The sequence below is a fragment of the Campylobacter pinnipediorum subsp. caledonicus genome, from assembly GCF_002022005.1.
GTDB classification, from domain to species: Bacteria; Campylobacterota; Campylobacteria; order Campylobacterales; family Campylobacteraceae; genus Campylobacter_A; species Campylobacter_A caledonicus.
In genome coordinates this window covers 811,260-823,505 of record NZ_CP017258.1, presented here as the reverse complement: position 1 = coordinate 823,505, position 12,246 = coordinate 811,260, and the positions used below count along the sequence as shown (strand labels likewise).

The 12,246-nt window shown below is 26.9% G+C and carries 13 protein-coding genes and 1 tRNA gene; 6 read left to right on the top strand and 8 right to left on the bottom strand.

All coding sequences use genetic code 11. The features are described 5' to 3' along the window. The first annotated feature begins 252 nt into the window (after window positions 1–252). Window positions 253–1,269 (top strand): Cj0069 family protein, encoded by a 1,017-nt coding sequence (locus CPIN18021_RS04180; RefSeq protein ID WP_078424483.1) that lies wholly within the window; start codon window positions 253–255, stop codon window positions 1,267–1,269. 301 nt (window positions 1,270–1,570) lie between these two features. Here CPIN18021_RS04180 and CPIN18021_RS04175 read toward each other — a convergent pair. From CPIN18021_RS04175 to CPIN18021_RS04165, 3 genes are all read right to left on the bottom strand, one after another. Next, window positions 1,571–1,657 (bottom strand) — tRNA-Leu (locus tag CPIN18021_RS04175). A gap of 54 nt (window positions 1,658–1,711) precedes the next feature. Then, window positions 1,712–2,011 (bottom strand): HU family DNA-binding protein, encoded by a 300-nt coding sequence (locus tag CPIN18021_RS04170; RefSeq protein ID WP_069636441.1) that lies wholly within the window; start codon window positions 2,009–2,011, stop codon window positions 1,712–1,714. A 110-nt stretch (window positions 2,012–2,121) separates the two neighbouring features. Continuing rightward, window positions 2,122–2,856, bottom strand: a complete 735-nt coding sequence (locus CPIN18021_RS04165; protein WP_078424482.1) for a YaaA family protein — start codon at window positions 2,854–2,856, stop codon at window positions 2,122–2,124. Window positions 2,857–3,012: 156 nt separating this feature from the next. Between CPIN18021_RS04165 and CPIN18021_RS04160 the strand changes: the two genes are divergently transcribed. The 5 genes from CPIN18021_RS04160 (at window position 3,013) to CPIN18021_RS04140 (ending at window position 8,832) form a co-directional block, all read left to right on the top strand. Further along, on the top strand, window positions 3,013–5,274 hold the full coding sequence (locus tag CPIN18021_RS04160) for a flagellin N-terminal helical domain-containing protein (protein WP_078424481.1): 2,262 nt from the start codon (window positions 3,013–3,015) through the stop codon (window positions 5,272–5,274). A gap of 108 nt (window positions 5,275–5,382) precedes the next feature. Continuing rightward, complete coding sequence (locus tag CPIN18021_RS04155) at window positions 5,383–5,910, top strand: GNAT family N-acetyltransferase (RefSeq protein ID WP_078424480.1); 528 nt, start codon at window positions 5,383–5,385, stop codon at window positions 5,908–5,910. Beyond that, window positions 5,907–6,113 carry a heavy-metal-associated domain-containing protein gene (locus tag CPIN18021_RS04150; protein WP_078423277.1) on the top strand — a complete coding sequence of 69 codons (207 nt, stop codon included), beginning with the start codon at window positions 5,907–5,909 and terminating at the stop codon, window positions 6,111–6,113. Before CPIN18021_RS04155 ends, CPIN18021_RS04150 begins: the two co-directional genes overlap by 4 nt. Before the next feature lies 1 nt (window position 6,114). Further along, on the top strand, window positions 6,115–8,271 hold the full coding sequence (locus CPIN18021_RS04145; protein WP_078424479.1) for a heavy metal translocating P-type ATPase: 2,157 nt from the start codon (window positions 6,115–6,117) through the stop codon (window positions 8,269–8,271). 9 nt (window positions 8,272–8,280) lie between these two features. Continuing rightward, on the top strand, window positions 8,281–8,832 hold the full coding sequence (locus CPIN18021_RS04140; protein WP_078424478.1) for a hypothetical protein: 552 nt from the start codon (window positions 8,281–8,283) through the stop codon (window positions 8,830–8,832). A gap of 237 nt (window positions 8,833–9,069) precedes the next feature. Here the strand turns inward: CPIN18021_RS04140 and crcB are convergent, their stop codons facing one another. Genes crcB through purS form a run of 5 tightly spaced genes read right to left on the bottom strand, consistent with a single transcriptional unit; the run spans window position 9,070 to window position 12,243 of the window. Continuing rightward, window positions 9,070–9,432 carry a fluoride efflux transporter CrcB gene (gene crcB / locus CPIN18021_RS04135; protein ID WP_078424477.1) on the bottom strand — a complete coding sequence of 121 codons (363 nt, stop codon included), beginning with the start codon at window positions 9,430–9,432 and terminating at the stop codon, window positions 9,070–9,072. Further along, window positions 9,422–10,099, bottom strand: a complete 678-nt coding sequence (locus CPIN18021_RS04130) for a lysophospholipid acyltransferase family protein (RefSeq protein ID WP_078424476.1) — start codon at window positions 10,097–10,099, stop codon at window positions 9,422–9,424. Before CPIN18021_RS04130 ends, crcB begins: the two co-directional genes overlap by 11 nt. After that, window positions 10,080–11,351 carry an SH3 domain-containing protein gene (locus CPIN18021_RS04125; protein WP_078424475.1) on the bottom strand — a complete coding sequence of 424 codons (1,272 nt, stop codon included), beginning with the start codon at window positions 11,349–11,351 and terminating at the stop codon, window positions 10,080–10,082. The genes CPIN18021_RS04130 and CPIN18021_RS04125 overlap by 20 nt, the downstream gene beginning before the upstream one ends. Next, window positions 11,345–12,010 carry a phosphoribosylformylglycinamidine synthase subunit PurQ gene (gene purQ / locus CPIN18021_RS04120; RefSeq protein WP_078424474.1) on the bottom strand — a complete coding sequence of 222 codons (666 nt, stop codon included), beginning with the start codon at window positions 12,008–12,010 and terminating at the stop codon, window positions 11,345–11,347. The genes CPIN18021_RS04125 and purQ overlap by 7 nt, the downstream gene beginning before the upstream one ends. Beyond that, the gene (gene purS, locus CPIN18021_RS04115) at window positions 12,007–12,243 is read right to left on the bottom strand and encodes a phosphoribosylformylglycinamidine synthase subunit PurS (protein ID WP_078424473.1); all 237 of its coding nucleotides are present in this window, start codon (window positions 12,241–12,243) and stop codon (window positions 12,007–12,009) included. Before purS ends, purQ begins: the two co-directional genes overlap by 4 nt. Window positions 12,244–12,246 lie beyond the last annotated feature (3 nt).

The following is a 12,246-nucleotide window of genomic DNA, read 5'->3' as shown; positions in this document are numbered from 1 at the left end:
CAAAACTTAATATATTTAAAAAATATTTCAATAATTATATTTTTATCAAATATTAAATAAATTCTAATTTCATTTCAAAAAAACTTTACAATATACTATCAGTGGTTAAATTTTATATTTAAAAAATTATCACCAAATTTATTTAATTTAATTATATTTATATGAATTTTTAATTTTTTATATATTTATTACGCTAAAGTTATTATTAAATATAAAATGTTATAATTATTATTAAATATTAAGGAGTTTTTAATGAAAAAAGTTTTTGTTATAGAGTATAGCAAGGGAACAGACAAAGGTTTTGATGGTTTTAGACCTGATACTAAGCCTATTTTAAATGCAATAAAAGAATTTACAAAACTAGATACAGAGATAGTTTTTTATGTTCCAGATAAAAAAGACAAATTATTTGAATATCTAAAAGAAAATGCCTTACATATAATAAGCCGCATAAATCCAGGTAATTTAAAAGAAGTTGATGAGTATTTTCAGTTTTTAAAAAAACTAAGTGATGAAGGTGTAGTTGTGCACACTCATCCAGATGTTATGAAAAATTTAGACTTAAAAGATATATTAGAAAAGCTAAAATTGACAGCAATGGGGGAAGAAAGTACTAAATTTTATCAAAACTACAAAGAGTTTAAAGCTGAATTGCCAGAAATTTTAAAAAGAGAAAAAATAAGAGTTTTGAAGACAAATTATGGCTCAACTGGTGAAGGTGTTTATCTTGTAAAGTTAAATGATGATGAAAGTGTAACTTGCACAGAAGCTGTTAATAATAAAAAAGAAAACTTTAAAAGTTTAGACGATTTTATAACTAACTTTAAAAATAATTTTGAAGAAGAAGATCCAAATGCGGTATATTTTAAAGGTAAAAAAGGCTTTGTAAGTTGCAAATATCTAAAAAGAATTAGTGAAGGTGAAATAAGAGTACTTTTAGTTAAAGAAAAGCCAGTTTCAATAGTTCATAAAAAACCGAAAGAAGGCGAGTTTTCTGCTACCCTTTTCTCGGGTGCAAAATACCAATATGACAAGCCAGATGATCCAAAATGGTCTGATGTGCTAGCATTATCACAGCAAGGTATAAAAGACATAAAACCTTATTTAGAAGGTTTTGATTATCCTTTACTTTGGACTTTAGATTATATCCTTGATTATGATAAAGATGGGAATGATGTTTATGTTTTAAGCGAGATAAACTGTTCTTGCGTTGGTATAACAACAGAACTTCAATATGCACAAGATGTTGCAAAACAACTTATAAAATAATTTAAAGTAAAGCCTTTTTTAGGTTTTACTTACACTTACAAATAAACAAGCTTATCTTTTGAATTTAAATTTATCACAGTTAGTGAATTAGATATTTTAGACATGTTTATACTTTTTTATTGACTAAAATCTAAATTTATCCAATATTTTTTTATTAGTCAATAACTCAGTCAGTAAAAAAGTTTGAAAGTAATAAAAGCAATTGAATGGAATAGAAAGTAATAAACGCCTTGAAAGTGCCTTTTTATCGTGCTTTGTAAGTGATTTTTGAATAGAATAAAAGGGAATAAAAATATATTAGTGGTGCCCGAGGTCGGACTCGAACCGACACAAGGTTGCCCTTACCAGATTTTGAGTCTAGCGCGTCTACCAGTTTCACCACTCGGGCATAAAAAAAGTTTGGTTTGAAAAAACAAACCAAACATATAAAATTAAGATATTATTATTTTTTCTTAGTTTTTTTAACGCTAGCTGCAACTACTTCTTTTAATTTTTTTCCAACTTTAAATTTAACAGCTTTGCTAGCAGGAACATCTATAACTTTTTTAGTTCCAGGAACTCTAGCTTGTCTAGCAGCTCTATCAGCAGTACTAAATGTACCAAATCCTATAAAACTAATACTATCACCATTTACCAAAGCTTCTGTTATAACTTCTAGTGTAGAATCAACAGCTTTTAGAGAATCTTTTTTAGATAGTCCAGTTTTCTCAGCAACAGCTTGAACAAAATCAGCTTTTTTCATTTTAAACATCCTTTACTTTAAAAGTATTATTGGGGTATTCTACAATTTTTTTTGAAAAAATACAATACATTTCAAACAAAAAATTGCTAAAAAGTTAAAAAAATCACAATTTAGCCAATTATTTTAAAAATTAATTCATTTTTTGATTTTATCTTTCTTATTTCTAGTAGCTTTAAACCCCTAATATTTAAATTCATAAGCTCGTCTTTAGTATTTATATTGTTATTAGCTATCTCTTTTAGTAAAATTCCTCTATAGGCTTTTGCAAAATGACTAACCACCTTACCATTTTTTATAAATTTAAAAGAAAAATACTCTTTTTTTATATCGTAAAATTTTTCATAATACCCTGCCCTTAAATCCAAGATAACTTCATCTTTTAAAAATTCATCAATATATAAACTGAAATTATCTTTGTAAAATTTTTCTATATTTAATTTTTGTATTCTTTCTCCTTGTTTTAGCTTGTATTCTGGTATCATGTCTTTTGCTAAAATTGGACCAAATAAATTTGAAAATATTAAAACATTATTATCTATATATTTTTGAGAATATTCATCCAAGTTTAAATAATCCAAATATTTATATCCAACACCGTTATATCTTAAAATAGCCTTTATACAACCTTTTTCAAACAAATCATATCTTAAGCTGTCATTGTATGTTTTTAAACCAAACAACTTACATAGATCTTTTTCAGTGCTATTTTTTATAAATTCATTATATATATTTATAATTTTCATTCTTTTATCAAACAAATCTTCAAAAATAAAGCAATCCTTACTGATATTTTTAGCACTATCAATATTGGTTTTGCTTTCACTAGGAGAAAACAGTATTTTCATAAAATATCCTTAAATAAAATCATTTTTTTATATTTATGTGATTATATATAAAAAAAATGAAATATCATCCGATATAGTATTTATAAATCAATAACTAAAGCATTTTATGGAATTAATTTTGCTTAATATCTTAGTATTGAAGTTAAGGATACAATAATGAGAATAACAAACCAATGGAAATACGCCCAAACTATGTATGATTATCAGCGTGGAATGCAAGGTGTTCAAAAGCACCATATGCAACTTTCAAGTGGTTTAAAAATACAAAAATCATATGAAGCAGCTGGAACATACAGTGATGCTATGAGACTTGATTACGAAATTACTACTTTAGAACAAGTAACCGAAGCTACATCAAAATCTCAAAATTTTTCAAAAAATTCTGACAAATCATTGCAAGAATTTAGCAAACAACTTGAAAATTTCAAAGTTAAATTGGTTCAAGCGGCTAGTGGTGTACACGATACAACATCACTTGGAGCCATAGCGAATGACTTAGAAGGTATAAAAAATCACCTTATGAATATAGCCAATACTTCTATAAATGGTCAATTTTTATTTTCAGGAAGTGCTGTTGACACAAAGCCAATAAGCCAAAATGGTAGCTACAATGGAAATGAAGAAAATATGACAACAATTTCTGGTTCAAAAATTGATATACCTTTTAATTTAAATGGATTTGATCTATTTTTAGGAAAAGACAATGACTATCATAAAACTATAACAACTAATGTTAGACTTACAGATCAAACAAAAAAAGATGCCAAAGAAAATCCAAAATATTTAAATGAAGAAAGTACTCTTAAGAACTTAATTGGTTTAAATTATGTAAAAGATAAAAATGGCTTAGATCAAGATCATGATTTTGTTGATAAAAATATAAAATTTCCAAATACCTTTTTTTATCTTCAAGGAACAAAAACAGATGGGACAACATTTACCAGTAAATTTTCACTAACTGCGGAATCAACAATGCGTGGTTTTATGGATAAAATAGGGCAAGAGTTTGGAAACACAGCGACAAGCAAAGTTGTAGATGTAAATATAAACAACGATGGTCAAATAGTTGTAAAAGATTTAACAAAAGGTAGTCAAAATTTAAACATGAGTCTTGTAGGTGCTACCCAAATAGTAGATAATAAAGCCGGATTGCCTGGTAAAGTAGCAGATGATCCAGCAAATGTTGAAGATCTCGCAACATTAGAAAAAAAATTTGATAATAAATTAATCCATATTACTGATTTTACAAAAAATATCTATAAAGATCAAAGTGGGAAAACGGTAGACAGTTTTGATTTTGACAAAGTAAGATTAGAAAAAAAAGACAATACTCTAACAACAAATGTAAGCCAAATCAACCGTTTTACCGGAGAATTTGCTAAAGACTCAACTAGATTAAGTGAAGTTGCTGGCGCAGAAAGCTTATATCCACATATAAGAAATAAGCCGGATGGATACGATATAGACAATGAAGAAATAAATCTAAAGATAAATTCAAGAAATGGTGTAGAATATGATATAAAAGTCAACCTAGGTACAAAAAATCCTAGTAAACCTGTTAGTTTTTCAATAAAAGGCAAAAATCCCGATGGTTCAAATCCATTTGAACCAGATAAAGATAGAAATTTAGTTGTTTACAACTCAGATGAATTTGGACAATACCCAACACAAACAGATGATTTTACATATAGACAACTAATGGATATCATAGGAATGGTTGCAAGCGATAATATACCTGAACAAAAAAATTTAGAAAAAGATATCAAAATAGCAACCAAAGATGGTTTAGAAAAAAGAAAAGAAAACTATGAGGAATACAAAAGAAGCATAGATAAATCAAAAGGTGCTATAGATGTTAATCTAGATCACAGAGGAAGAATAGTAGTAACAGATAAAACACAATCTGTTACAAATATAGATGTTGCTATATATAATGACAAAGAAAGTGGTAAATTTTTTGGTGATAGCACCGGAAACGCACAGGATACAAAACAAGGCAAAGGATCAATATTTAGCTTTATGCAAAATAATGCACAGGCTATAGATGAACCATCTATAGATATATTTAAAGACTTGGAGAAAATGATTTATGCTGTTAGAAATGGATTTCAAAGAAGTGATTCTAAAAATGCAGACCCTAGAAACAACGGAGTTCAAGGCGCAATAGAAAGAATAGATCATATAATGGATCATATAAATAAAGAAAAAGTAAAAATAGGTTCTTATACAAATTTACTAAAAGAAACAAACGAAAGAGCTAGCTTGATGAAAGTAAATGTTGCTAGTGTAAAAAGCGAGGTTATAGATGCTGATTATGCTGAATCATATCTAAGCTTAACTCAAAAAATGATGAGCTATCAAGCTATGCTTCAAGCAACCTCAAAGATAAATCAACTAAGTCTTTTAAACTACATGTAAAAATTTATTAGGGATAACAATATCCCTAATCCTGCGATAATATTTTTATTATAAAAAATCGAAACAAACATTAGTAATAAATTTAATTTGAAATTTTATAATTACAAAATGATAAGAAAAGCAAATACCAATGAAGCAAATCAATGCATAAATCTTTTAAAACTGGCTCTTGATGATATTATATACACTATAAGCAAGAGCAATGATGAAAAATACACAAATGATTTTTTGATAAGTATGTTTAAAAGCGAACAGTGTCGTATAAGCTATAAAAATACAACTGTTTTTGAAAAAGATAATAAAATTGTTGGTGTCATGGTAAGTTATGGCGGCAAAGATGTTGGCTATCTTGATGAGCATTATAAAGATATCTTTGAAAAAGAGTGTTTTGATGATGAGTATTATATAGATGCAATAGCTGTGGATGAAAAATACAGAGGCAACAAAATAGCAACTAAACTCATAAGTCACACTGACATTTTAGCAAAAGATAAAAACTATAATAAAATATCGCTTATTGTAGATAATCATAAAGAAAAAACTATACAATTTTATCAAAGACTTGGATTTTTATATGACCAAGATTTTAGAGTATATGATAAAAATTTTAAACACATGATAAAGGATATAAAATGAAAAAATTTGAGGTTTTAAACATACATTGTGAAAATTGTGCCAACACAATCAAAAATGCACTAAGTGATGAATTTGGTGATATAGAAGTTGATTTAAGTGTTGAACCTAAAATTGTAAGTGTTGATTTGAAAAATAGCGATGATATAGAAAAATTTAAATCAGAGCTTGATGATCTTGGTTTTGAGGTTTCAAAAGAACTATAAAATGCAAAAAATTAAGCTAAATATAAGCGGAATGAGTTGTGTAAACTGCTCAAACGCTGTTGAGAGAGTAGCTCTAAAAGTAGATGGGGTTAGTAGTGCAAAAGTAAATTTTGCAAATGGGGTTGGAGAATTTGAAGTAAAAGATGATGAAATTTTACAAAACCTAAAAGCTAAAATAAAAAAACTAGGCTACGACATAGCTTTTAATATAGAAGAATTTGAAGAAAAACAAAGATTATATGTATTAAATCTAAGAAATAACTTTATATCTGCACTAATTATCTCTTGTATAATAATGTCGCTTGAAATATTTTTTAATCAGACAATTATTATAAACACAATAATGATTTTACTCGCTATTTTTGCAATATTTTATAATGGAAAAATGTTTTTTTCTCATGCAATTGGGTCTTTAAGAAACAAAAATTATGATATGAATGTATTGGTTGCACTAGGGTCTTTAAGCGCACTTTTTCATTCTGTTTTTGTTATTATCTTTAAAGATTTATTACCAAATAATCTAACGCATATATACGTTGGTGGAGCAACAATGATAATAACCTTTGTGTTACTTGGTAAATTCCTAGAAGAGCGTTCAAAAGCTAAAGCTGGGGATTATCTAAAAACACTTATGGATATGTCTGCAAAAACAGCAACTATAATAAAACCAGATGGACAAAACGAAGAGATACCCATCGCTGATCTAAAAATAAATGATATTGTGATTGTAAAAAATGGATACAATATACCCAGTGATGGTGTTATAATCCAAGGCGGTGCGGAAATAGACACATCTACACTAACCGGCGAAAGCATACCAAAATACCATGGTATAGGAGATGCGGTCTATGCAGGAACAACAAACGCAAACGGTCATATAATAATAAAAATCACAAAATTATCAAATCAAACACTTTTATCACAAATACTTGCACTTTTAAGCGATGCAACAACAAAGAAAATGCCAGTATCTCGCCTAGCTGATAAGGTTGCAAACGTATTTGTTCCAATTGTTATAAGTTTATCTATCATAACATTTACGATTTGGGTCATAATAACAAAAAACTACACATATGCAATAATAAGTGCCATAAATGTTCTTATAATATCATGTCCTTGCGCCCTAGGTCTTGCAACACCAATAGCTATCATATCATCGTTATCAAGGGGCGCAAAAGGTGGAATACTCATAAAAAATCCAGAAGTTATAGAAAGTATTAAAGATATAAAATTTGCAATTTTTGATAAAACAGGAACACTTAGCAAAGGAGAGATAAGCGTATCTTATTCTGATTTAGATGAAAACGAACTGTCGCTGGTATCTTCGGTAGAAAATCTAAGCGAACACCCTATTTCAAAAGCTATAGTAAAATTTGCAAAAGATAAAAATATTAAGATATTAAATTTAAAAGGTGAGTTTAAAAATCATCTTGGTCTTGGCGTGACATACAAAGATGATAAAAATACAATAATAATAGGCAACAAAAAACTATTAGAAAATTTTAATATAGATATACCAAATCAAGAAAAAAATCAATCACAAGATATTCAAAGCTTTATTTATTATGCTAAAAATAATAATTTTATAGGAACTATAGGTATATCTGATGAGTTAAAAGATGATGCTATACAAAGTATACAAGAACTAAAAAAACACAATATAACTCCGATAATAATATCTGGTGATAATGAAAATAGTGTAAAAAATGTAGCTAAAAAACTAGAAATTAATGAGTTTTATGCAAACACTATGCCTCATGAAAAATTAAATATATTAAAAAATATACAGAGTAAAGGTAAGGTTTTATTTGTAGGTGATGGCATAAACGACTCTTTATGTTTAAAACAATCAGATGTTGGCATAGCTATGAATAGTGGCTCTGATATAGCTAAAAGCTCTGGGGATATAGTGCTTGTAAAAAATCAATTACGAGATGTTATCTTTACATTAAAACTTGCTAAAAAAACAATGAAAACGATAAAACAAAATCTTTTTTGGGCTTTTATATACAACCTAATTTGTATACCAGTAGCAGCAGGGGTTTTATACCCCACATTTGGACTATTGCTAAACCCAATGTATGCGGCATTTGCTATGTGTTTTAGTTCAATAAATGTTGTTTTAAATTCAATTAGGCTAAAATTTGTCAAATTTTAAGGAGATTATGTGAGAGTTGGTGAATTTTATGGTATTTTGTCTTTAATTTTTGCAAATAATTTTAACGAAGCAATTTCTCAAGAAAGCTTTCAAAAAATAAAAAATAGCAATTCATGGATAGTAAAAAATGATAGCAAAGAAAATAAAAATGGTAGTGTTTTATATAAAGATTTTATAGAAAATGAAAGCCTAGCGGAAGTAAGGACTGATTTTAGAAGCTTAAGAAAGATTTTTTTAGCAAGAACTTATTTTGAAACCGCACAAGATGATCTAAGAAAATTTTACAAAGCTATAAATTTTAAACCAATTTTTGGTTCTTCAGATAGTATTTCAAATCAATTACTGTTTTTGTCGGCAATATTCAAAAATGAACTTAATAAAAAAAAACAAGAGTTATTAGTAAAATTTCTAATAGGATTTTTCCTACCATATGCAACGATATTGAGCGATGAATTAATAGAAAAATCAAAAAGCAGCTTTTATAAATCAATGGGATATTTTTTAAAGGATTATTCAAAAAGCTTACAAAATATATTTAACATAAAACATAAAATAAATTAAAATAATATATAAGCAATAAAAACACAAACCAACAAAAATATATCTTTTTATAAGTTAAAATTTTTTAAAATGTAAGTTAAACTAATTTCTTATTCTTAAGATTTTCAATCAAGAATAAAAAGACAGAATCCGAATATAAGCACTTAGTTTTTTGAACAATTTATAAAAGAATCATTTGAGAATATGAAACTTTTATAAACAACTATATTTAGTATATTAAACAAAAAATATAAATAGTTATAATTTTTTAATAAGCAATATACCTAAATAGCAAAACAATATACAAAAAAATAGGTTTAAAATTATATTTAGTATAAAAAATTTAATGTTATTGTCACTTAAAAATACAATATTTTCATAAGTAAAAGTTGAAAAAGTTGTCAAAGCACCTAGTATACCAGTAGTAATAAATAATTTTAAATTTTCATTTTCAAAATTTAATGTTAAAAGAATTCCCATCAAAAAACTACCAAACACATTTACAAAAAGAGTTCCTAATGGAAAATTAGGATATGCCTTTAAAATTGCACTACTTAAAATAAATCTCAAAATGGCTCCAAAAAAACCACCTAAACCAACAGCTAATATCTTAATTAACATTTCTATTTTGATCTAAAATTTCTTGCATTTTGCGTCTTGTATCTTCATACCAATCAGGTTTTGTTGTATCAACAAGATCCATATATACTATTTTTATAATTCCATTTTTAAAAGTAAAATTTTTAACATCAAGAATATCTGAACCAACAACAACTACTGGTTGAATTTTCAAATTTAGCTTTTCAGCCAATACCTTTGCACCATTTTGAAATTTTAAAAGTTTATTGCCTTTTGCTCTAGTCCCTTCTGGAAAAATAGCAATCACACGATCATCTTTTAATCTATCTTTTACCTCTTTTAGTAAATTAATTATAGCCCTAGGACTCTCTCTATCAACAGGAATCATCTTTGGCAAAGTCATAATTTTACCTATAATTGGCAATTTCCCTATCTCTTTTTTTGCAATCCAACATAAATTTTTAGGATAAACCTCTTCTAAGACAACTATATCAAGCATGCTCTTATGATTAACAATGATCATATTAGCATCTTTGGCTTTTCCTATAATTTCCACTTTATAAAAGCCTAAAATTCTTTGTGTTTTTGCCCAAATACACCTAACTTTATGCATATTATTTTTAAAAATCCACATAAACAATACAACCAAAACAACACTAATAATAAATTCTACAAAATAATAAATAGCTTTAATTTTTGGTAATATCATCTTTTTTTACCCATCCAATTTTTCCATCATGAAATAATACTTTCACATAATCATCTACATATAACAATATCTCCACATTTTCATCTATCGTTGTTGTATAAAAAACTGTAGAATTAACTGTAGGTAATATTTTTACATTTACATTTTTATTTAAAATAGCATTCCTAAAAGGATTGTAACTATAAAAACCAATAGCTACAAAAATTAAAAATACAATAAAATATGATATTTTTCTTTTTATCAAAAATATAATAAAAAATAGCAGCCCAAGTATGTATATAACGCTATTTTTATAAAAAACTATATCACTTTGCTTTGGATTTAATCCTATCTGTGTGCTAATTTCATCATCTTCTATACTAACAGGTAAAGAAAAACTATCAAATTTTCTTTTAAGTAAGTTATAATAGTTAAAATCCAATGTTTTTTTATTTGGTTTAAAAACCGCAAAATAATATGCACTTTGGCTTCCAAAATCACCAGCAATAGTATCAATACCTTGTTTTATTATATTTTTATTATCTATATAAAATGATGCCATATTGATATTTTTGCCATATAACTCAACTATCATTATATTATTTGTGTCATCAAATTTAGTAGTTTTAAATTTCCTTACTTCCAACAAATCAGCAACAATGTTGTTATAATTGTTTTGTGCTTTTAATTGTTTTAATTTTGGAAGAAAAATATTCATACTACCTTGCTGAAATACTTCTTCATTTCTAATTAATTTTAAATTAAAACTAGCACTTTTTGCATTTACATTTTTTGCTTGTATATAAAAAGTAGCTATGTAATTTTCACTATCTTTATATTTTACCCATTGAATACTATTTTTATTTAACCAATTTAAATTTGTCTCATCTAATTCACTTATAAATTCAAAGTCAAAATCGCTTTGGATATTTACAGATATATCTATTTTAAAAATCTCTCCAACAATAACCTCTTTTGGCATTTCAGAAACTTTTAAAATAATATCTTTCTTTTTTATCGTATCATAAAGCATATATTCAGGGATATTCAAATCAGGCTCATCTGTAGGATTTAAATTAACTATATCCCTTTTATCTATTTGATCTTTATCTAAATGCTCATATATTTTATTATATTCCGATGTTTGGGATGGTTTATTTTTTATAAATTTATCAATACCATCCCTTTGCATCATATCAAAAACACTAGGTTCATCTAAGTTTTCAGCATATAAAAAAACAACTAGAAAAAATAGAATATATTTTTTTAACAAACTAAACCTTTAAGCATTTTAAGTCCATCATTAGAACCAAGTATTAAATCACAAGCACGCTCTGGATGTGGCATAAGTCCAAATATTTTTTTATTTTTATCACAAATTCCAGCAATAAAATCAATAGAACCATTTGGGTTGATTTCATTACCATAATCATCGCAATACTTTAATAAAACTTGCTCATTATCATATAGTTTTTTCAACGTGTCTTGATCTGTAAAATAATTACCCTCGCCATGTGCCACCGGTATATTTAAAATTTCAGATTCATTACAATTAGATAAGAATTTATTTTTATTAGATATAACTTTAAGCTTATGGTATTTTGATATAAAATTCATGCTCTCATTTCTTCTCATAGCACCATCCAGCAAAGACAACTCAAGAAGCATTTGAAAGCCATTACAAATTCCAAGAACATATCCACCATTTTTAGCATGCTCTAAAACAGCTTTCATTATAGGTGAAAATTTTGCTATTGCAGCTGTTCTAAGATAATCACCATAGCTAAAACCTCCAGGTAAAACTACTAAATCAGCACTAATTTTATTTTGTTTGTGCCAAACTATCTCAGTTTCACAACCCAAAAGCTCAAAAGCATATTTAGTATCTTGTTCGCAATTTGTACCTGGAAATAATACAATAGCTACCTTCATAATACTATCTCATAATCTTCTATAACAGTATTAGACAAAAGCTCATCACACATAATTTTTAATTGTTCTTGTGCTTTTTGTTTATCAGTTTCATCTATTTCAAGAACTATTTGCTTACCTATCCTAACTCCTGATATATTATTAAATCCTAAAGAGTTAAGTGCATGTTCTGTAGCTTTTCCTGCTGGATCTAAAACCCCATTTTTTAGTGCTATATTTATAATTGCTTTCATTTA